The organism is Leeuwenhoekiella sp. MAR_2009_132, from assembly GCF_000687915.1.
GTDB lineage: Bacteria > Bacteroidota > Bacteroidia > Flavobacteriales > Flavobacteriaceae > Leeuwenhoekiella.
Map to the genome: position 1 here is coordinate 1,860,709 of NZ_JHZY01000002.1, position 22,253 is coordinate 1,882,961.

Annotated in this window: 21 protein-coding genes; 11 read left to right on the forward strand and 10 right to left on the reverse strand. The window is 35.2% G+C overall.

Annotated features, from left to right (window positions below; genetic code table 11):
- Positions 1–4: 4 nt before the first annotated feature.
- From P164_RS07900 to P164_RS07915, 4 genes are all read right to left on the reverse strand, one after another.
- Positions 5–3,097: a SusC/RagA family TonB-linked outer membrane protein gene (locus tag P164_RS07900; RefSeq protein WP_028375898.1), complete on the reverse strand. Its 3,093-nt coding sequence runs from the start codon at positions 3,095–3,097 to the stop codon at positions 5–7.
- A gap of 539 nt (positions 3,098–3,636) precedes the next feature.
- The gene (locus P164_RS07905) at positions 3,637–4,896 is read right to left on the reverse strand and encodes an aminotransferase class I/II-fold pyridoxal phosphate-dependent enzyme (RefSeq protein WP_028375899.1); all 1,260 of its coding nucleotides are present in this window, start codon (positions 4,894–4,896) and stop codon (positions 3,637–3,639) included.
- A 127-nt stretch (positions 4,897–5,023) separates the two neighbouring features.
- Positions 5,024–6,064, reverse strand: coding sequence for a PLP-dependent cysteine synthase family protein (locus P164_RS07910; protein WP_028375900.1), 1,041 nt, complete (start codon positions 6,062–6,064; stop codon positions 5,024–5,026).
- Positions 6,065–6,147: 83 nt separating this feature from the next.
- Complete coding sequence (locus P164_RS07915) at positions 6,148–8,208, reverse strand: S9 family peptidase (RefSeq protein WP_028375901.1); 2,061 nt, start codon at positions 8,206–8,208, stop codon at positions 6,148–6,150.
- Between the two features lie 133 nt (positions 8,209–8,341).
- Here P164_RS07915 and P164_RS07920 point away from each other — a divergent pair, with 133 nt between their 5' ends.
- The 3 genes from P164_RS07920 to P164_RS07930 are packed head-to-tail and all read left to right on the forward strand — an operon-like array spanning position 8,342 to position 9,379.
- Positions 8,342–8,665, forward strand: a complete 324-nt coding sequence (locus P164_RS07920) for a YbaB/EbfC family nucleoid-associated protein (RefSeq protein ID WP_028375902.1) — start codon at positions 8,342–8,344, stop codon at positions 8,663–8,665.
- A 3-nt stretch (positions 8,666–8,668) separates the two neighbouring features.
- Positions 8,669–8,977 carry a DUF6122 family protein gene (locus tag P164_RS07925; protein ID WP_028375903.1) on the forward strand — a complete coding sequence of 103 codons (309 nt, stop codon included), beginning with the start codon at positions 8,669–8,671 and terminating at the stop codon, positions 8,975–8,977.
- 18 nt (positions 8,978–8,995) lie between these two features.
- Positions 8,996–9,379: a VOC family protein gene (locus tag P164_RS07930; protein WP_028375904.1), complete on the forward strand. Its 384-nt coding sequence runs from the start codon at positions 8,996–8,998 to the stop codon at positions 9,377–9,379.
- Here P164_RS07930 and P164_RS07935 read toward each other — a convergent pair.
- Positions 9,376–10,407 (reverse strand): LLM class flavin-dependent oxidoreductase, encoded by a 1,032-nt coding sequence (locus tag P164_RS07935; RefSeq protein ID WP_028375905.1) that lies wholly within the window; start codon positions 10,405–10,407, stop codon positions 9,376–9,378. The genes P164_RS07930 and P164_RS07935 overlap by 4 nt on opposite strands.
- Positions 10,408–10,602: 195 nt before the next feature.
- On the opposite strand from P164_RS07935, the gene P164_RS07940 reads away from it, so the two are divergent.
- Positions 10,603–10,986: a hypothetical protein gene (locus tag P164_RS07940; RefSeq protein WP_125411761.1), complete on the forward strand. Its 384-nt coding sequence runs from the start codon at positions 10,603–10,605 to the stop codon at positions 10,984–10,986.
- Positions 10,987–11,211: 225 nt separating this feature from the next.
- Positions 11,212–12,252 carry a LacI family DNA-binding transcriptional regulator gene (locus tag P164_RS07945; protein WP_028375906.1) on the forward strand — a complete coding sequence of 347 codons (1,041 nt, stop codon included), beginning with the start codon at positions 11,212–11,214 and terminating at the stop codon, positions 12,250–12,252.
- A gap of 6 nt (positions 12,253–12,258) precedes the next feature.
- Here P164_RS07945 and P164_RS07950 read toward each other — a convergent pair whose 3' ends face one another.
- Positions 12,259–13,371, reverse strand: coding sequence for a GAF domain-containing protein (locus P164_RS07950; protein WP_051621271.1), 1,113 nt, complete (start codon positions 13,369–13,371; stop codon positions 12,259–12,261).
- Between the two features lie 263 nt (positions 13,372–13,634).
- Here P164_RS07950 and P164_RS07955 point away from each other — a divergent pair, with 263 nt between their 5' ends.
- The 6 genes from P164_RS07955 (at position 13,635) to P164_RS07980 (ending at position 17,905) form a co-directional block, all read left to right on the forward strand.
- Positions 13,635–14,000, forward strand: a complete 366-nt coding sequence (locus P164_RS07955; protein ID WP_125411762.1) for a hypothetical protein — start codon at positions 13,635–13,637, stop codon at positions 13,998–14,000.
- Between the two features lie 40 nt (positions 14,001–14,040).
- Positions 14,041–14,469, forward strand: coding sequence for a hypothetical protein (locus P164_RS07960; protein ID WP_028375907.1), 429 nt, complete (start codon positions 14,041–14,043; stop codon positions 14,467–14,469).
- A 9-nt stretch (positions 14,470–14,478) separates the two neighbouring features.
- Complete coding sequence (locus P164_RS18575) at positions 14,479–14,853, forward strand: hypothetical protein (protein ID WP_125411763.1); 375 nt, start codon at positions 14,479–14,481, stop codon at positions 14,851–14,853.
- Between the two features lie 129 nt (positions 14,854–14,982).
- Positions 14,983–15,789 carry an MbnP family protein gene (locus tag P164_RS07970; protein ID WP_035899427.1) on the forward strand — a complete coding sequence of 269 codons (807 nt, stop codon included), beginning with the start codon at positions 14,983–14,985 and terminating at the stop codon, positions 15,787–15,789.
- A gap of 49 nt (positions 15,790–15,838) precedes the next feature.
- Positions 15,839–16,894 (forward strand): cytochrome-c peroxidase, encoded by a 1,056-nt coding sequence (locus P164_RS07975; protein ID WP_035899428.1) that lies wholly within the window; start codon positions 15,839–15,841, stop codon positions 16,892–16,894.
- Between the two features lie 9 nt (positions 16,895–16,903).
- Positions 16,904–17,905 carry a transporter gene (locus P164_RS07980; RefSeq protein WP_117434302.1) on the forward strand — a complete coding sequence of 334 codons (1,002 nt, stop codon included), beginning with the start codon at positions 16,904–16,906 and terminating at the stop codon, positions 17,903–17,905.
- A 539-nt stretch (positions 17,906–18,444) separates the two neighbouring features.
- Here the strand turns inward: P164_RS07980 and P164_RS07985 are convergent.
- From P164_RS07985 to P164_RS08000, 4 genes are read right to left on the reverse strand one after another with little or no spacing between them, the layout of a single operon-like run.
- Entirely contained in the window at positions 18,445–19,113 is a 669-nt protein-coding gene (locus P164_RS07985; RefSeq protein ID WP_028375912.1) for a bifunctional 4-hydroxy-2-oxoglutarate aldolase/2-dehydro-3-deoxy-phosphogluconate aldolase, read from the reverse strand.
- A 13-nt stretch (positions 19,114–19,126) separates the two neighbouring features.
- Positions 19,127–20,137: a sugar kinase gene (locus P164_RS07990; RefSeq protein ID WP_028375913.1), complete on the reverse strand. Its 1,011-nt coding sequence runs from the start codon at positions 20,135–20,137 to the stop codon at positions 19,127–19,129.
- A gap of 52 nt (positions 20,138–20,189) precedes the next feature.
- A complete protein-coding gene (locus P164_RS07995) occupies positions 20,190–20,951 on the reverse strand; it encodes an SDR family NAD(P)-dependent oxidoreductase (RefSeq protein ID WP_028375914.1) in 762 nt (253 codons plus the stop codon).
- Positions 20,952–20,975: 24 nt separating this feature from the next.
- Entirely contained in the window at positions 20,976–22,253 is a 1,278-nt protein-coding gene (locus P164_RS08000; RefSeq protein WP_028375915.1) for an MFS transporter, read from the reverse strand.

Consider the following 22,253-nt stretch of genomic DNA (forward strand, 5'->3'; position numbering starts at 1 on the left):
TTTATTAAAATCCAAATTTCACACTTACTCCATAATCCCTTGTAGATGGGATATTAAAGGATTCTATACCTTGTAAATTACCAGTACCTGCTCCTTGCTCTGGGTCAAAAAATTCTGCCTCATTAAGTAAGAAGAATAAATTTCTACCTACTAGAGAAAAGTTAACGCTCTTAAATGGAGAATTTTCTAACATACGTTGTGGCATTGCATAACCAAGAACCAACTCTCTTAAACGAATGTTTGTAGCATCATATACAAAAGGCTCTGCAATAGGAGTTCTCTGACCTATAGCAGTCCAGTATTGCTCTGCGCTTATATTTGTTGTGTTTTCAGAAAAAGAACCATCATCATTTGCTACTACACCATCTACAACAAGACCATTCTCACGACCTGCTAGTGTAAGGCTATTTACTCCCAGACCTGCTTGTCTAGCTTGAGTATAAGAAATTACCTCACCACCTATTCTTAAATCAATAAGAAAGCTCAAAGAGAAATCTTTGTATCTAAAACTGTTCTTTAAACCACCCGTCCAGTCTGGATTAAAGTTACCAGCCAATACATCAAAACTGTTTGTTGCTAAAGGAATACCTGCAGAATTTACTATAATCTCTCCAGCGTCATTTCTTTGAAAACCTTTAATATATAAATCTCCATATTGGCCGCCTTTAACAACTTTACTTCTTACCAATCTACCTTCTCCTAAAACCAGCTCTTCTCTATCTTCAAATATTGATATAATTTCAGAATTGTAAGAAGCATAATTTGCCAGTATATCCCAGGAGAAATTTTCTGTTTCTATAGGGGTTGCATTTAGCGTAATCTCTATACCACTATTTTGTATCTCACCTCCATTAACAACTGCTTTAGAATAACCTGAAGATTCTGGTGTGTTGATACTAAAAATTTGATTTTTGGTATTGGTTTTAAAGTAAGTAAAATCTAATCCCAATCGGTTACTTAAGAATCTAAAATCTGCACCAAATTCTACTGAATTTGAAATTTCTGGTTTAAGATTAGGATTTGCAGCTGTAGTTTGCCCATAAAGCATACCACCATTTCCACCTATATACGATAATTGTGGACTTAATTGATAAGGATCGGTATCATTACCTACTTCAGCATAAGAAGCTCTTACTTTTGCATAGGTAATAAATTCTGGCAACTCCACCATTTCAGAAATCACACCTGAAAGACCTACAGAAGGATAAAAGAATGATCTGTTTGCTTCTGGTAGTGTAGACGACCAGTCGTTACGAGCTGTAACATCTAAGAATAATCGATTTCTATATCCTAGTTGAGCAAAACTATATAAAGAGTTGATTTGCTTTTCTCTTTTAGCAGAAGTCGCGTTTAAAGATTCTACATTAAGCAATGCAAAAAAGTTACGCTTACTTAATACACCGCCAGAAGTTAAAGAAGTACTTTCTTGCTTTAATATGTTTGCACCTGCATTTAAACTTAAACTAAAATCTCCAAAATCTGTATTATACGATAAAAGTGCATCAGAGTTTAACTCACGTACAGTCTCATAATATTCAGAGTAAGAGCCTAAATTATTATTAAATGCATTTGTAGCATATCTATTTCTAAAGGTTTTACCGGTAGACTGATCTATACCAGTACGCACTTGCAAACTTAATTTATCAGTAAAATCATACTTTAACGAAGTAAGACCTATAAATCTATTGGTTTTGTCTGTACGGTCGTCATCACGTAAAGCTGACCAATATGGATTTCCTCCCGGAGCACCTACCTCATCTAAAAAGTAATTGGTTTGCAATAGACCTGCAGCATCAACATATTCAAAGTCTTTATATTGATCAAAAGGTAAACTACGTGGTAATAAATATGCTGAAGTACCTACAGACTCTTCACCTGTTCTTAATAAATTATCTATATCCTGTATGATATAATTGGTTTTAACATCAAGTGAAAGCTTATCGGTAAGCTTACTGTTTAAACGTAAATTGGCATTATGTCTATTTAGTTTGTTTCCCCCTACAATTCCTTCGGCAGTAGTATTTGTATAAGAGAAATAAGCTTGAGTTTTTTCTGTACCCGTAGTTACAGATACTGTATTTGCAAGATTATAACCAGTCTGAAAAAAATCTATAACATTATCTGGCTGCGGCCTGTAAGCATAGGTAGCAGGGCCATCATAATTAGGATTTCTAACAAGTTGCCAAGCTTCAACCTGACTACCATCTAACCTACCACCCCAGCTAGAGCTTGAATTTGCAACATAAACACCATTGGTTCCCTGACCATATCCGTTTTGTAAATCAAGTAAGTTATATGCAGAAGAAGCCATAAAGTTAGAAGATACCGTAATACGTGTACCTTGAGATCCTGTACCAGATTTAGTTGTAATTACAATAACACCATTACTAGCTCTAGTACCATAAAGAGCAGCTGCAGAAGGACCTTTTAATACACTAATGCTTGCAATATCATCAGGATTAATATTTGCAATACCACTAGGCTGGGTGGTTCCACCTGTATCAATGTTAGGATCACGAGCATCTGCTCCACTACTTATAGGCACACCATCAACTACATACAATGGCTGATTATTTCCTGTAAGTGATCGGTTACCACGTAAAGTGATTCTCGAAGCACTACCTACACCATTAGAAGTAGTAGAAAAGTTAAGACCTGCAACTTTACCAGAAAGTGAGTTTGCAACGTTTAATGATCTCGCTTCAGATACCTCATCTACTTCAATATTCTGAGCAGAGTAAGTTATAGCTTTCTTTTCTCTCTTAATCCCCAGCGCTGTTACTACCACCTCTCCCAGTTGTTGTGCATCTTCTTCCATCTGCACATTAATAGTCTGTTGACTATTCACTGTAATATCTTTTGATACAAAGCCTAAAGAAGAGAATGTTAGTACGGCGTTCTCAGTTGTTAGGTTAATAGTGTAATTTCCATCAAAATCTGTAGAAGCACCATTACTTGTACCCTTCTCGATCACATTTGCACCCGGAAGCGGCATACCGGTATTGTCTGTTACCGTACCGGTAACGGTTTGTGCAACTACCCCTTGTATAAAGAGTAGCAAAACAAACCCAAGCATGTACTTTAGCTTTATATTCATCTTGTTTAAGTTTGAGTTAATTAATTATTAAAATTTTAATTCACAATAAAGTTGTTTATAAATCAATGTTGAGAGAAAGAATTTCGACATATAACATCTGCGGATAGGCTAATGACGTGACAATTGAAATTAAAAGGGTTGAAAATGATAAAACGCTTAATAGACATAGCGTTAAAAGAGCTTTCTGAAGTTATTTATAGACTGAATTTGTTAAATAATTGATTTTTATTTAACAAATCGAGAAATATAGAAAGTAGTGTTTAAGTAATTGCTTCAATTGCTCTGAAGAAAATTTAGAGCTTCTATAATTATTTTAACAGGAATCTTACAAGCATAAGATGTCAAATTTAAATTCAGGTCTTGCTTTTCTCAAACTTGTTTTGAAAAGGTTTAAATCTGATTTGTGTTTTGTGTCATTTTTAAAAGCAGAAGTAAAACAAAAAGAATTTAAAACGCATACGGTAAATTAATTCTTAAATCTAAAAAAACCCGAGTCATTACTGAATCGGGTTCTATATATTGTTTCTTACAGGAATTGTTTATGCTTCCATTGAAGCTTGTACTCCTGCAGATAACCTTTTGTATGTTCCATTCTCAAGACGCTCTCTAATAGCATCAAATGCAACTAAAGTTTCTTCAACATCCTCTAATGTATGAGAAGCTGTAGGTATTAATCTTAGTAAGATTAATCCTTTAGGTATAACAGGATAAACTACTATAGAACAAAAAATACCATGGTTTTCACGAAGATCTTTTACTAATGCCATTGCTTCAGGTATACTACCTTTTAAATATACAGGAGTCACACAACTTTGAGTAGTACCTATATCAAATCCGCGTTTTTTAAGACCGCTTTGTAAAGCATTTACATTCTCCCACAACTTACTGCGTAGTTCTGGCATAGAACGTAACATATCTAAACGTTTTAATGCACCCACAACTAACTGCATCTGCAATGATTTTGCAAACATCTGAGAACGTAAGTTGTACTTTAAATAATCTATTATTTCTTTATCTGCAGCAATGAAGGCTCCAGTACTTGCCATAGACTTAGCAAATGTTGCAAAATAGACATCTATTTTATCCTGTATCCCTTGCTCTTCTCCTGCTCCGGCACCTGTTGCACCTAAAGTACCAAAACCGTGTGCATCGTCAACAAACAGTCTAAAATTGTATTTTTCTTTAAGCTCAACAATTTCTTTTAAACGACCTTGTTCACCACGCATTCCAAAAACACCCTCTGAAATAAGAAGGATTCCTCCACCAGTTTGCTCAGCAAGTTTTGTTGCACGTTGTAAATTCTTTTCGATACTTTCAATATCGTTGTGCTTGTAGGTAAAACGTTTACCCATATGCAGGCGTACACCATCTATAATACAGGCGTGTGCATCAACATCGTAAACGATAATATCATCTTTAGAAACTAAAGCATCTATGGTAGAAACCATACCCTGATAACCAAAATTTAAAAGGTAGGCCGCTTCCTTATTTACAAATGCAGCAAGTTCTGTCTGCAATTGCTCGTGTAATGTAGTGTGACCGCTCATCATACGTGCTCCCATTGGATACGCCGAACCGTAATCTGCAGCTGCTTCAGCATCTACTTTACGTACTTCTGGATGGTTTGCAAGACCCAAGTAGTCATTAATACTCCAGGTAATCACATCTTTACCTCTAAATTTCATTCTGTTAGAAATAGGCCCTTCTAATTTTGGGAACACAAAATATCCCTCTGCTTGCTCTGCCCATTTACCTAAAGGACCTTTGTCCTTATAAATTTTGTCAAATAAGTCTCTCATACATCAATATTCCTACAATAACACATTGCTATGCTTCTTGTAATTCATTCTAATTTCTTATCAATTTAAGGATTATGTATTTACAATGTCGCCTAAAACAAACCTATAAATAATGTGCGAAAATACACTATTTTACAAATTCAATCTTATCAACAGCAATTTCGTTTTGACTATCAAAAAAGCCCTGTTCATTCATCCAATCGTCGCTATAAATTTTACTCATATAACTTCTACCATGATCAGGAAAAATAATAACTACTTTACTATTTTCATCAAATTCTCCTTGTTCTGCCATTTGTAGTGTTCCCTGCAAAGCAGCACCACTTGTATAACCTACAAATAACCCTTCAGTTCTTGCTATTCTACGTGCAGTATGTGCACTATCTTCATCAGAAACTTTTTCAAAATAATCTATAGCATCAAAATCTGTAGCAGACGGAATTAGATTTTTACCCAGTCCTTCTATACGGTACGGGTAAATTTCATTTGTATCTAACTCTTTAGTCTCGTGATATTTTTTAAGTACGCTTCCAAAAGCGTCAATCCCTAAAATGCGAATGTTTGGGTTTTGTTCTTTAAGGTAACGTGCTGTACCAGATATCGTTCCACCTGTACCACTGCACGCAACTAAATGTGTTATTTTACCCTCTGTTTGTTCCCAAATTTCGGGGCCGGAAGATTTATAATGTGCTTCGGCATTTAATTTATTAAAATACTGGTTTATATAGACTGAACCTTCGGTCTCACTATGTATACGTTTTGCTACCTGGTAATATGACCTGGGATCATCTGCTGCAACATTTGCAGGGCAAACGTATACTTTAGCTCCCATTGTACGCAATGCATCAATTTTGTCTTTTGAAGATTTTGAACTTACAGCCAGTATGCATTTATATCCTTTAATGATACTTACCATTGCAATACTAAAGCCGGTGTTACCAGATGTAGTTTCTATAATTGTGTCTCCAGGTTTTAAAATACCTTTACGCTCTGCATCTTCTATTATGTATAATGCTATACGATCTTTTGAAGAATTACCCGGATTGTATGCTTCTACCTTAGCAAAATAAGAACCCGGAAGGTCTTTAGTAATTCTGTTTAATCGTATTAGGGGAGTGTTCCCTATCAACTTCAAGACGTCATTATAAACGTTAAGGTGTTCTTTCATAGAAGAATAATCGTTTCGAGTGCTCTTTTAGTATTTCCTAAAACCGTTATTTAAACCTTGCAAATTTACAGGAAATATTTGAATTACTTTGATTTTCCTGCTAAATCAATTAAAAATGCATAATCCTGCGCTGTCTCCTTCAAGGCTTCAAAACGTCCTGAGGCGCCACCGTGTCCTGCATCCATATTTGTATTGAAGTAAATTTTTGTATCTGCAGTGTTCTTATCCCGCAGACGAGCAACCCATTTTGCCGGTTCCCAATATTGTACCTGGCTATCGTGATAACCTGTCGTCACCAGGATATTAGGGTATTCCTGAACTTTAACCTGATCATACGGTGAATACGATTTCATATAATCATAATACTCCTTATCATTGGGATTTCCCCACTCATCATATTCTGATGTGGTAAGTGGTATACTATCATCAAGCATTGTAGTTACTACATCTACAAAAGGTACTGCTGCAATAATACCGTTGTATAAGTGCGGTGCCATATTTATTACAGCTCCCATAAGCAAACCTCCGGCAGAACCACCATAAGCATACAAATTGTCATTACTCGTATATCCTTCTGCTATTAGATATTCTGAGCACGCTATAAAATCTGTAAACGTGTTCATTTTACGTAATAATTTACCATCTTCATACCAGTGCCTTCCCATATACTCTTCGCCGCGTATATGCGCAATTGCAAATATAAAACCAGCATCAAGCAAACTCAGACGTGATGTAGAAAATGAGGGATCTGTTGTGATACCATAACTTCCGTAGGCATATTGTAGAAGAGGATTCTTTCCATCTAACTGAATTCCTTTTTTATAAACTAACGAAATTGGCACTTTTACGCCATCTTTAGCTGTAGCCCATATTCGCTTAGACTCATAATTTTCTTTTTTAAACGTACCCCCTAAAACTTCAATTTCCTTTAAAACTTCTTTCTCTTTTGTAACCATATTAAAAGAGATTACTGATGGAGGCGTATCTAAAGAATTGAATGAGTAACGTAAAAAGTGCGTATCAAAATCTGGATTAATACCCGTGTAAGCAGTATAGGTCTCACTATCAAAAGGCAGATAATAATCTTCTTTACCATCCCAGCGCTTTATATTTATTTTATTCAACCCATCGTTACGCTCTTCTACAACCAGAAAATCTTCAAAAATCTCAACATCTTCCAGTAAGGTATCTTCTCGATGTGGTATTACATCAACCCAATTCTCTTTTGAAGTTTGAGAAACGGGTGTTTTCATTAATTTAAAATTTGTCGCATTGTCTTTGTTAGTGACTAAATAAAAATAATCTTCAAAATGCGAGACACTATATTCTAATCCTCTAGTACGTTTTTGTAAAATTTTAAATTCAAAATTAGGACCTTTAGCTTCTGCATATAAATACTCTGTGGTAAGCGTACTTGAAGATCCTATAAACAAATATTCCCTAGATTTAGATTTAAATACACCTACATCAAAAGTTTCATCTTTTTCTTCAAAAACTAAAATATCTTCAGAAGCTTCTGTACCTAAAACATGTTTAAATATCTGACTATTTCTCAAGGTTTGCGGATCTTTACGCGTATAAAAAATAGTTTTATTATCACCGGCCCATACCGCTCTTCCTGTAGTATTCTCAATACGTTCAGAATACAGTTCGCCGGTACTTAAATTTTTAAATTGAAGCGTGTATTGTCTTCGGCTCACAGTATCAATACCAAATACGGCGATTTCATTATTTTCTGAAATTGAGTATCCTGCCTGATTAAAATATGAGAAGCCCTCAGCCATCTCGTTATTATCAAACATTATTTCCTCTGGCGCCAGCATCAATTCTTTTCTTCGGCAATAGAGTGGGTAGTTCTTCCCCTTTTCGTATTTCGTGTAATACCAATACCCATTATATTTAAAAGGCACACTCTCGTCATCCTCCTTAATACGGGCTTTCATTTCCTCAAACAACTTTTGCTGTAAAGGTTTTGTATGCGCCGTCATCTCTTCGTAATATTTATTTTCGGCTTCTAAATAGGCAATGACTTCTGGGGCATCGCGCTCATTCATCCAGTAATATTCATCTATACGTATGTCACCATGCTTTTCTAATTCGTATGGAATTTGCTTAGCATCTGGTGGTAAAATGAGATTTTTCAATGTTTTTTCTGTTTATTAGAGAGTTGGCAAAAGTAAAGGTAATCCTAGATATCTTATGCATATTTTAAATATTCTTACCTTCAAGTTAGCCTGCTAAATTTGTATTTTTGAAACTTAACTTTAAAAGAATATTATGTTTGGAGATATGATGGGTATGATGGGCAAAATCAAAGAAGCTCAGCAAAAAGCCGAAGACACAAAAAAACGCTTAGAAACGGTTTATATTGATGAGAAAAGTAGTGATAACCTCATGGCAGTAACCGTAAGTGTTGCTGGAGCTGTCAAAAAAATAGATATAAATGATGAGCTTCTAAGCGATAAAGAACAATTAGAAGACTATCTGATTTTAACTCTAAATAAAGCTCTAGCACGTGCAAAATCTAGTTATGATCAAGAATTAGCTGCTGTTGCTAAAGAAGGAATGCCAGCTATTCCCGGTCTAGATATGTTTAAATAAGAAATGCTGCAAACTGTAATACATTACAGCTTACATTTTATAGCACCCGGGTTAATTGCCTGGGTGTTTTTTAGTAAAAACTGGAGAAAAGCCTGGCTGATTATGCTTTTAACAATGGCTGTAGATCTTGATCATCTATTAGCTAACCCTATCTTTGCCCCAGATCGCTGCAGTATTAATTTTCACCCCCTACATACCTACTGGGCCATTGCAATTTATCTGGTTCTCCTTATTCCCCCTAAAACCCGCGTGGTTGCCACAGGACTTCTATTTCATATGGTCACAGATTATCAGGACTGCCTGTGGCTTTAGCGTTATCTTCTTTAAATTATGATTAAAAACATACATCACACTGCCATAATTTGCTCAGACTATAAAAAGTCTAAACATTTTTATACTGAAGTTTTAAATCTTGAAATCATCAAAGAAACGTATCGCGCAGAGCGAAAATCTTACAAATTAGATCTCGCCCTTAACGGAAACTATATTATTGAATTATTTTCTTTTGAAAACACACCTAAACGCATTTCAAGACCAGAAGCTTGCGGACTAAGACACCTCGCATTTTCAGTAGAAAATATTGAATCTGCAGTTGAAGAACTTCAAGCTAAGACAATACCTACTGAGCCTATACGTATAGACCCTATAACCGGAAAACGTTTTACCTTTTTCTCAGACCCAGATGATCTCCCTTTAGAATTATATGAGATTTAAACTGCTATTTCTTGTGTCTTGAATAATTCTCCAACCAGCTCATACGATTTTAATCGTGCTGCGTGATCATAGATATGGGAAATCACCATAATCTCGTCTATTTGAGTTTCTTTTTTAAACTGCTCAAGCTCCCTGGCTACCTTTTCTTGTGAACCTATAAAACTGTAATGCATCATTTGTTCAATTTGCATTTTTTCAAGTTCACTCCATTCTCCTTCCATGCTATCTACTGGTGGCGATAGTGGCTTTCTGGTATTTCTAATAACGCCCAGCATAAATCGTTTAGCACTGGTCGCTAAACGCTCTGCTTCTTCATCTGTATCTGCTGCAATTACATTAACGCAAGCCATCGTATAAGACTCATTTAATTGTGCTGAAGGCTCAAAATTTTGATGATATAACCGTAGTGCATCGTGTAAATGGGTAGGTGCAAAATGACTGGCAAAAGCATAAGGCAAACCCTTTTTACCTGCTAACTCTGCACTAAAGGTACTTGATCCTAAAAGATAGATTGGTATATCTAAACCCTCTCCAGGGGTAGCGCGCACCGGCGCTGTTGCATTCTCAATCGAGAAATAGGTTTGCAGTTCATTAATATTGTTAGGAAAATCCTGTACGGTTTCCTGTCTATACCTGCGTAGAGCCATTGCCGTACGTTGATCTGTTCCGGGAGCTCTTCCTAAACCCAAATCTATGCGTCCGGGATATATAGTCTCAAGTGTGCCAAATTGTTCAGCAACAACTAACGGAGCATGATTAGGAAGCATAACGCCTCCAGAACCAACTCTAATTTTCTTAGTGTTTCCTGCGATATGCCCAATTAATAATGTGGGTGCAGAGCTTGCAAGACTCTCCATATTATGATGTTCTGAAATCCAAAAGCGAGTATAACCTAAATTTTCGGTATGTTGAGCAAGGTCAACACTACGATTTATAGCTTCAGATGTAGAGGCACCCTGTACTATAGGCACTAAATCTAAAACTGAAAATTTAGTATTTTCTAATATGTTGTGTGCATTATTTTTCATTGCTAATGAGTCGGAATTACAAGAAATACCTTACTAGAATCAATACTTCATCGTCATATATTCACGTATAAAAAGTTAATTTAGTGGTCTCGCTAGCGTAGACTAGTTAAATTAATATTTTTTGAAACAGCCAACATGAAATCAGTGTATTTGCTAATAATCGTTTTGTTTTTTAATAATTGTAAACAAAATGAGGTGTCTAATCAAAAGCATATAGAGGAATTAAAATTAGTAGCAGGATGTTATGGATATGATAGAGAAGGCACTACCATAACATTTAGAATTTTACGCGTAGATCCGCTGGTACAAGGAACACTAATTTATAACTGGGCTGAAAAAGACCGAAACTCTGGAAGTTTTGAAGGAACGCTAGATGATGACATCATTTTAGGAACGTATACGTTTATTTCTGAAGGAATAGAAAGCACACGTGAAGTAGCATTTAAGATTGATGATAATGTTTTACTAGAAGGTTTTGGAGAAGTTACTAACGTAGGTACAACTACAGTTTTTAGGGATAAGGCAAGTTTAAAATTTATCGAAACGATTCCTCTTGAATTAGGAAAGTGTCTAAACTAAAACCGAATACTAAATAATTTACCAGCATATATCCATAAAATTAATTTGATGGACTTAATTTATACTAGTAAATTGTAATTGTAATCGATTAACGATATGAATTAGTCTTCAAAATACTAGTATTGGTTACAATTCTGAATTATTTTTACAGAAAAAAAGCGTTTAAAAATCAACACGTTAAACAAAATTTTATACCTAAGCCCAACACATATTCAAAAAAAATAAATGAAAAAGAAGAGACCCTCTCTAAAAGATATTGCCGAAGTTTTACAAGTTTCAACAACGACTGTTTCTTTTGTGCTTAACGGAAAAGGAGAAGAAAAAAAGATTTCTAAACAACTTATTGCCCGAGTAGAAAATTACCTTAAAGAAATAAATTACAAGCCTAATCTTGTTGCAAGAAGTTTACGTACAGGTAGCTCGAGAGTTATTGTTTTTATGGTTGAGGATATAAGTAATTACTTTTTCTCTAAAATAGGTAGAATTATTGAAGACATCGCATACACTAATGATTATAGAGTTCTTTTCTGTAGCACCGAAAATGACACTAAACGTGCTCAGGATTTAATTCAATTATTCCAAGAACGACAGGTAGACGGCTTTATAATTGTCCCTCCTACAGGTATTGAAACAGAAATACAAAATCTTATAGAAAATGATATTCCTGTTGTACTTTTTGATAGAAAAATAGACACTCTAGATGTTGACTCTGTAACCTTAAATAACTATGAGGGTGCTACCCAAATTACAGAACACTTAATTGAAGAGGGCTATAATAACATTGCCTTTATCACCATAGATCTTGATCTTATACAAATGGATGACAGGCGTAAAGGTTATTTATTTGCAATGGAAGAAAACAATCTAAAACCAAACATTTTAGAAATACCCTACGAAATGGCAAATGCTGATAAATGTAATGTAGCAATTTCCCAATTTCTATCTGATAATCCGCAAATTGACAGTATCTTTTTTGCGACTAACTATCTTGCCCAGAATGGTCTAAAAACAATGTCAAGACTTGATGATAAGTTGATTAAAGCATTAGGTTTAGCTTGTTTTGATGACAATATCTTTTTTGAAATGTATTCGCCTTCAATAACAACTTTCGCACAGCCCATTGAGCAAATGGGAGCTCAATTAATGAAGATTATGCTGGGACACTTAGAAGATAAAGAAAAAATCAAAACAAAGAAAGCCCATATACTCGAAGGAAAACTTATAAAAAGAGAGTCTTCTTTAAGACGAGAAACTATTAAATTATAAGGTTATTCAAATGCTTTTTTTTTGAAAGTTGGCTTTCTTTTGTTCATAAATCGTATTAAGACCCCTGGTGAAGGTGTCTAATTCAAGAGAAACTGTTTGTATATAATGGCTATACTCCCTTAATTTATAATCTGTTAAACATTCTTTTTCGTTTTCGATTAGATTAGCTAATCCCAATAAATTTGTAACCGGGCTTCTTAAAATATGTGATATATCAAAGCTTATTTGCTCCATCGCACGTTGATATTCTAATTGCTGCGTAATATTTTGAAAAGAGCCAAACCAGCCATTTTTTTGACCATTAAAATAACAAGGATTACCCTTAGCTAAATACCACTGAATTTCACCCTTGTCATTTAAAATTCTGAACTCAAATTCAAACGATGATTGATTTAAACAAGCCTTTTTAAGCTCTGCCTGAAATAAAACACGATCTGAAGGATATACATACTTTAAAAAAGCTTCTGGCTTCTTAATTATTAATTCGGGCTCTATGTCTTTATGCAGATTTTTTATTCCCTTACTTACAAATTGAAAGTTAAATGTAGATCTACTTAATTCAAATTGAAATAACACTCCCGGTGCATAATCTGTAATTTGCCTTAGATATTTTGCGTCATAATTAATTTTACTCTGCTGCTCTATAAGCAATTTACGGGAGTTGAAATGATTCATCACTTTTCTAGAGAGAAGTTTTAAAGATTTAATTTTATCATCGTTGAGTTGCCCGGGTTTAGTATCAAATACGCAAATAGTACCCAATACAAAACCTTTAGGAGTTATTAAGGGAGCGCCAGCATAAAAACGTATTTTGGGGCCACCTACAACCATTGGGTTCTCTTGAAATCTCGAATCTTTTGTCGTATCGTTAATCACTAAAACTTCATCGGGTTTTTCTAGGGTATATTGACAAAAAGAGATATCACGTGGAGAATCTACGATATCGACTCCTACTTTGGCTTTAAACCAATTACGATCTTTATCTAACAAGCCTATTAACGCTATAGGCTTGTCACAAATTACAGAAGCTAAAAATGCCAAATCATCAAATACTTCTTCTTTAGGAGTATCTAAAATGTGGTAGTTTAAGAGCTCTTTTAATCTCTCTATCTCATTCATACAATTACAATTTAAGGCTTCCTTAAAGTTATACTTAATAGGTACTTATACCAATTTTGATTAAGACTAAATGGATTTTATAGATGAAATAGAACTTAAAAAGTAAGATTTAACAAGTAAATTTTATAACCCTCATTCAAGAACAGCAAGTATTAAAAATTCCGTGAAAAATGAAGTTTGTAGTTTAACATTACAATTATTTAACACAAGAAAATATCCCATTTTGGGAGCTATAATTTTTACTTAAGACTTATTTTTGCAACGTGAAAAATATAATCCTCTTATTTGCTTTCCTAATGGTACTGCGTCCTGCATTTCCATTTATGGAGTATATTATTGATTATGATTATATAAGTACCATTCTTTGTGAAAACAAAGAAGTTCCCGAAATGAACTGTAATGGTAAGTGTTACTTAATGAAATCTCTTGCTGAAGTTTCAGAAAAAGAATCTACTCAAAAAAAGAAAAATAATTCTGCTTCCGTAGAGCTTCTGCCATTTGTTGTTGCAGATTCTAGTTTTGATCTTTCAACAGATTATTTAGAGAATACATCTGTTCAATTTCCTGTTGTTTCAGAATTTTTAATGTCTCAAACCTCTACTTCCCTTTTTCGTCCTCCTATCATTTAATTTGAAATACACGTTTTTTTCTAATTAAATAATATACTCCATGAGCATTTTAAAAAAATCGCTTGTAGTCATATCTATTATTATTACAGCAATATCTTGTAATAATAATACAGAACTGCAAGATCAATACAACTCCTTATTTAAAGAAGTTATTGCCGTGCATGATGAGATCATGCCAAAGATGAATGAGCTTACTCAGTTACAAGAACAAATTAAAAACGATACTACCGCTTCGCCAAAATTAAAAAATGAAGCCTTAAAAAAACTACAAGAATCTGATGACCGCATGATGTCCTGGATGCACAGTTTTACAGACTCATATGTAAAACAACGCATTCCTGTGTCAAAAATGTCTACTCAAGAGCTTGAAAGTGGTATTAAAGGCCTTCAAACAGAACTTGAAGAAGTAACCAATCTTAAAGAGTTTACCTACGAGAGTTTAGAAACAGCAAAAAAACTAACTAACTAGTAAGTCCTCTTGAAATACATTTGGCCTCTTTTTGCTGCATTACTTATAATGCGGCCTGTCATACCTGTATTAAACTATATAGTCAATTATGATTATATAGTAGATGAGTTATGCGTTAATAGAGACAAACCAGAACTTAGTTGCAATGGTAGGTGCTACTTAATGCAAGCTCTTGCAGATGAAGCTTCAAAGAAAAAAGATGCTGAAGAGCGGGGCGCCAAAAACAACCTAAATCTTATAATAACCTATTTTATTAATCAAACTTTAAATTGGGAGTTTGACCTAATAATCCGTGAAGCAAATAGTATAGCCATAGACACCTATGTACTGCACTACTCTTCACAATTTAATAATAAACCCATCAAACCACCCATAACCTTCTAGATTATATATAAATATTCACCACTCAATTCTTTTTTAAACTTAAAAACTTGAATAGAGTGATTTATCCATTTGAATTTAAAATCAAATGTGTCCTGTTATGGACACTATTTAATCCTATATAATTTTGGAATGAAAACTATAAACACATTTAAATTTCTGGTTTTAGCGCTGGGCCTTATTCTAACTTCCTGCGCATCTGACGATGATACTACAGAAAACCTTTCGGGTACAAACAACCTAATTATAGAATTTGATAATAGCGTAAGTGGAGATGATTTATTACTCAACTCTACGAGTTATACTAATAGTAACAGCGAAATAATAACTATTAACCGTTTTAATTATATCGTTAGCAACTTCGTACTTATTGATGCTGCCGGTAATGAATTTACCTATCCTAAAGATGAGAGCTATTTTATAGTGAGTGAAGAGATTAATCTTAATGAAATAGAGCTGAAAAATATACCTGCCGGAGCGTATGTCGCAATACGATTTGGTATAGGCGTTGATCAGGAAAAATATCTACAAGGAGCAGAAGGTCAGGGAGATTTTTTACAACTGGCAGAAACCACAAATATGATGTGGTCATGGCAGGCTGGTTATAAATTTTTAAATTTTGAAGGTACATTCACATCATCTACAATTACTGAAGCGAAAGACTTTAAAATACATATGGGTAGTCATGGAAGCAGTCTTGACAACTATAGAGAACTTACTGTAAGCTTACCTACAAATGCTCTTGTAAGTAGTAATCTAAGCCCAATTATTCACCTTGAAGTAGATGCCAATCAAATTTTAGATGGTCAAAATAAAATCTCACTTTCAGAAAAATCTGTTGTGATGGTTGATGAAGTGAAGAGTCCGCAGATTGCCGTGAATGCTGCTACCATGTTTCGTGTAGATCACGTGCATAATGGTGAAAATCACGATCATTAATTAATACTCTAAGTGCGGTGTGTAATGCACCGCACTTAATATATAAATTATGAGAATATTAATTAAGTATACTTCAGTGTTGCTGGGCGTTTTACTTTTCATGTCCTGCACTGCAAATGACGATTCAGATTATAGTGCATTAGATGAAAACCTTAAAGTTACTATTCCTGCTAATTTTCCTGAAATGAGTTATAACCTTGCTTCAAATCCTCCAACTAAAAATGGATTTGAATTGGGTAAAAAATTATTCTATGACGGAAATTTATCTGCAAATGGTTTTATATCCTGTGGCTTTTGCCACGAGCAACGTTCTGCATTTACGCACCACGGTCATCAATTTAGCCACGGTATAAATGATCTTGAAGGTACGCGCAACGCTCCTGCAATTCAAAATATGGCTTTTCAAACTGAATTTGCCTGGGATGGTGCCACTTCACACTTAGACTTGTTTCCTATCATACCTATTACAAATGAAGTAGAAATGGGCGAAACGCTTTCTAATGTGTTGTTTAAAATAAGTAGTGATAGCGAGTACAAGCGTCTATTTGCTTCAGCTTTTGAAAATGGTGAAGTAAATAACGAGAATTTTCTCAAAGCACTATCGCAATTTATGGTTATGATGATTTCAGCAAATTCTAAATATGACAAGTTTGTGCGTAATGAAGAGGGCGGTGAATTTTCGGCATTAGAAAAAAAAGGTCTTGCTCTTTTTGAATCTAAATGTGCGCATTGTCATAAAACCGATTTATTTACAGACAATACCTTTAGAAATAATGGACTCCCACCCTACCCAGGTCTAAATGATTTAGGACGTGCTGAAGTAAGTGGACGTATTTCTGACAATTACAAATTTAAAGTACCTAGTCTGCGTAATGTTGCTTTAACTGCTCCCTATATGCACGATGGGCGTTTCGGAAGTTTGCAATCTGTTCTTAATTTTTACACAAACGGTGTAAAAGATTCTGAAACCTTAGATCTGGTTTTAAAACAAAATGGGAAACTAGGTATCGCTCTAAATGCAGATGATCAAGAGGCATTAATTGCTTTTTTGGAAACACTAACAGATACCGATTACATAAACGATAAGCGTTTTTCAGAATATTAAAAATACAACATGAACTTACATTTATATAAAATACTAGTACTGAGTTTACTCTTAATGATAACATCTTCCGCGATAGCAAAATCAACTATCACATTAGATTCACTAAATATAGATACAAACCCGTTTTATACATACAACTTAGAAGAGTGTGACTTTTGCGGCTGCGGAAGTTCTGGTGGCGGTATGGGATACGGTACTGTGGGCAATGAAAATTTTATAGGCGTGAGATATATCTATCAACAGTATCAATCACGTGACGGAATTTTTAATAATTCGCCTTGGGTAGAAGAAAATTTTAACACACTCCAATTATGGGGAAAAATCCCTATTACAAAAAAATTGAGTTTGACCGCAATTCTACCGTACCACTTTCATAACCGCAATTTTGCAGATAACACATCACAAAATATTGAAGGCTTAGGAGATTTAAGCATTTTGGGATTCTATTCATTAATATCCCCGGTACCCGATGGTTTATTTGAAAATCAACAGTCAAAATACAAACACAGTCTAGAAGTGGGTGGTGGTATAAAATTACCTACAGGAGCGTATAATCGATCTAATAATGAAGGTAGTGTAAATCCAAGTTTCCAGGTAGGCACCGGAAGTTTTGATTACATCCTTGCAGCTAATTACTCGGTAGGATATAAAAATTGGGGATTAGGCTTAATGACGAATTATACTATAAAAACCGAAAATAAAGAGGATTATCATTTTGGTGATCAATTTATTTATGGCTTAAATGTGTCTAAAGTGTACAACACTTTAAAGATTGATAAAATCATACCTTTTATAGGTCTGGCAGGTGAAGTATATTCTGAGAATAAAAGTTTTGGATTGAGAGTGCCAGATACCGAAGGATCTGTTCTATTTGGCAGAGTAGGCACTGAAGTGACTCTTAAAAAATTGAGTACAGGGATAAATGTAATGCTTCCGATGAGTCAGAATTTAAATGCAGGTAAAGTAGAAGCTGAATACAGGCTGGGAATTCACTTAAATTACACATTATAATAGTCAAAAAACTTAGAAACTAATTAGAACTTTAAAAGCCTTGATACAGTTTTACAACCGAATTAAGGCTTTTTAATAATTCTTAAAAATTCTAATACTGAATAAAGCTTATACAGAGTCATAAATTTATAGATACTGCTAAAGACTAATTTTGCATTAATAGGATGTAATTAAGTTGTCACGTTGGCATTAAAATCTTCATTCTTATTTTAAGGAGCTTTTTCCTTACCATTAAATTTATTTAGGACTAGTTTGGTAAAAATCGAAGTGATTCAACAAATTGAAATATAATGCCGACCCTTTTAAAATTGATATCCTCCCAATTCTCCTAGTACCAAAACGTTACTTATTTGGCAACAGATACTAAAATCTTGATGAAATAAAAACATTTTAAAGTTTGAGATGAACGCTTAAACAGTAAACCCTATTTCTCAAAGTAAAACCTGTTTAGGCAAAATTCGGAAAAACATATTGGGAGGAAATTGTTTTAGAAATACTTATTCAATAGAACGAGAGAATTTAAAAACCTTTTCAAGTTATTAAGATCGGATGGTTTTTAATAACGTAACAACGTCTTTCACATTAGCTTCAATCGCTTTATAATCATAGCTCCCGTCTGAAGATTTACCAATTAGTTGAGAGCCTAATCCAACACAGGTAACACCTGCATCAAACCAGGATTTTAAATTCTCTTGAGTAGGAATTACACCACCAGTAGGCATAATTGACGTCCACGGTTGCGGACCTTTAACTGCTTTTACAAACTCAGGACCATAAATAGATCCCGGAAATAATTTTATAATCTCACAACCCAGTGCTTCGGCATCATTAATCTCTTTAACAGAACCACAGCCGGGTAGCCATAAAACTTTACGACGGTTACAAACTTCTGCAATATCTTCTCGCAAAGCAGGGGTCACAATAAAATCTGCTCCCAATTGCATATATAAAGAAGCTGCAGCGGCATCTGTTATAGAACCCACACCCAGAAACATATCTGAATAATTAGTTTTTATAAATTTTGATACTTCATAAAAAACTTCGTGCGCAAAATCACCCCGAGCAGTAAATTCTAAAATGCGTGCTCCGCCGATGTAACAGGCTGTTACTAATTGCCTACAACGATTTATATCCTCATCATAAAATAAAGGAACAAAGCCATTAGATTGTAGGGCTAAAGCGACTTCTATACGGTTATGTTTACTCATTTATTATACTAATTTAGCGTTGTACATCGCCTCCACCAGCGATTAGCTGCTCAACTTCAGCAACACAAGCTCGATTTAAATCTCCGGGAATTGTATGCTTTAAAACACAGGCTGCAGTAGCAAACTCTATGGCCTGTTGTAGTGGTAATTCATTTAAGCCATATATTAAACCTGCCATAAAAGCATCACCACTTCCCACGCGATCTACCACATAATTCACATCATAGTTATTTGCGGTGAGCAGTTGCTCCTTTGTACATAAAATACCTCCTATACGTTGATGTGATGTATTTATAGATTTACGTAAACTCGTTGCTATATATTCAAGATCGGGACAGGCTTTAAACAGAGGATGATATAGATTAGGTAAGATATCTGTTTTAGTGTAATCTGGATTTATACGATCTTGCCCCATCATAAAATAAGCCGTGTCAATATCACCCAAAATTACCTTGCTATAGGCTAACAATTGGGGCATAACCTTACTCGGCGCTTTCCCGTATTTCCAAAGTTTAGAGCGATAATTAAGATCGCATGAGACGTTAACACCTTTACTTTTAGCTACTTTAAGCGCTTCTAAAGTTACGTCAGCAGCGTTTTGCGATAACCCAGGTGTCACACCACTCCAATGAAACCAGGTTGCGTTTTCAAAAATTGCATCCCAATCAAATGTACCTGGTGTAGCGGTTGCCAAAGAACTATTAGCCCGGTCATAAACAACACTGCTAGGTCGTAAACCCGCACCTTGTTCTAAAAAATACACACCCAATCTCTCACCTCCAATAACACTATAATCTGAGTTAACTTTAAACCGATTAACTTCTTCTAAAGCACTTTTTCCTAAATCGTTATCAGGAAATCGGGAAACAAATTGAGTATGCATCCCATAATTAGATAGGGATACTGCAACATTAAATTCGCCTCCACCATAGGTTACTCCCAGTGAACGCGCCTGGCCAAATCGCTCATTATGTTGAGTAGCAAGGCGCATCATAAGTTCTCCAAAGGTTACAACCCTTTTCATAAAGTTTTTTTAATTGAATTGGTGTTAATGCAATTTTTTATAGCTATAAACTTTAGATTCCTAACGCCTGACCACCGCCTATCTGAATGGTTTCTGCTGTAATGAATGCAGCACCTTCACCTGCTAAAAAAGCAACTACTGAAGCCACATCTTCAGGCTGACCTAATCTTCCTAAAAGAATATTGTTTTTCCATGAAGCAAAAACTTCTGGCTTTGTAGATTTAATTTGAGAATGAAAAGGCGTATCTATCGTTCCCGGAGAAACAGCATTTACGCGTATACCATATTCCGCTAGATCTTTAGCAAGTGCGCGCGTAATAGCGTGAACTCCTGCTTTAGATGTGCCATACACTCCCGCGCCAGGCCCACCAGCATTCCAGGCGGCATTAGATGTGTAATTTATAATACTTGCATGCTCTCCTTTTTTAAGAAATGGTATTGCCGCGCGAGATGCAAAGAAAACTGAATCTAAATTCAGCGCCATGACTGATCTGTAAAACTCTGTAGTCATTTCTTCAAAACGAGATCTTCCGCCCAGGCCACCTGCATTATTTACCAGGACATCAATCTTTCCGTATTTTTCTCCTACAGCCTTAATATTTGAAGTTACCTCATCTTCATTAGTAACATCAAAACCATAATATTCTGCTTCTATATTTTCGGCTTTAAGTTCTTGTACACGGGCTGCTCCAGCCTCATCATCAATACCATTTAAGATTATCGTAAAACCATTCTGGCCTAATTTTCTTGCGACTGCAAACCCGATGCCTCCTGTGGCACCTGTAATTACTGCAACTTTACTTTTTGTACTCATCCTTGTTATAATTTAATTATCGTATTATTCTATTTCAACCGGCCTTACCTTTCGTATCAACACTAAAATTGATAAAACCGCCAGTGGTGCTAAAACAGCTATTAATATAAAAGCCGGGGTATAAGATTTTAGGGTTATCTGCGGAATTAGCCAGTTCATAATAATTACTGAAACTGCGCCTACGCTTCCTGCTAATCCTGCTAATGTACCTACTGAAGGCCCTCTAAATAGATCGCTTGATAAGGTTTGGATATTTCCTATTGCAAACTGAAACCCAAACAAAACGATTCCTGTTATGTAGATAAATGACATAGGGCTATCTGGCTGAACAAAGAATATAATTCCCAGAAGTCCTAAAAATATCAAAGCACCACCTATGGTTATAGTAATTTTGCGGGCAGCATCTGTGGTTTTAGTTTCCATAAGCTTGCCGCAATACCATCCTCCCACAAGACTACCGGCCATACCGCCCAAGTACGAGATCCAGATTGTAGAACCTATTTGTTCAATACTAAAACCGTATTCAGAATGTAAATAAAGTGGCATCCATCCTACAAATAACCACCAGATAGGCTCAATAAAAAACCGTGCAGATAGCACTCCCCAAGATTCTTTATAGCTCAAGATTTTCATCAAGCTTAATCCTTTTTCTCGCTTATCATCTTCATCAAAAACATTTTCCAGGCTTCCCTGAGAGATAAACTTTTTCTCTTCATCGGTAATCCACGGGTGCTTTCTAGGTTTTGCTTTATTGATGAATAACCAGGGAATAATCCAGATTAGACCCAAAAAACCTATAATTATAAATGTAGTTCTCCAACCAAATTTTCCATATAAAAAAGCAATTAAAACCGGCGCAATAACACTTCCTAAAGAAGCACCTGCATTAAATATACCTTGAGCTACCGCACGCTGTTTTACCGGAAACCACTCTCCATTACTCTTTACCGCTCCTGGCCAATTGCCGGCTTCTCCAAGACCTAATAAAGCTCTAAAAAGTGTTAACGAAACCAGCCCTCGTGCTACCGCGTGAAATACAGAAGCGATAGACCATACTGCGATAGAAACTACAAATCCCATACGCGTACCTATAATATCGTACAATTTGCCCGAGAGAAATTTACCCGCAGCATACGTGATCATAAACACATTTAGCATAATGGCATAATCTGCCTCATCCATCCCCAGGTCTTTCCCCATTTCGGGCCACATCACTCCAAAAGCTGTACGATCTATATAGTTAATAACTGTTGCTAAACAGATCAACCCAATAACCCACCACCGTAATCCTTTTACTTTCAT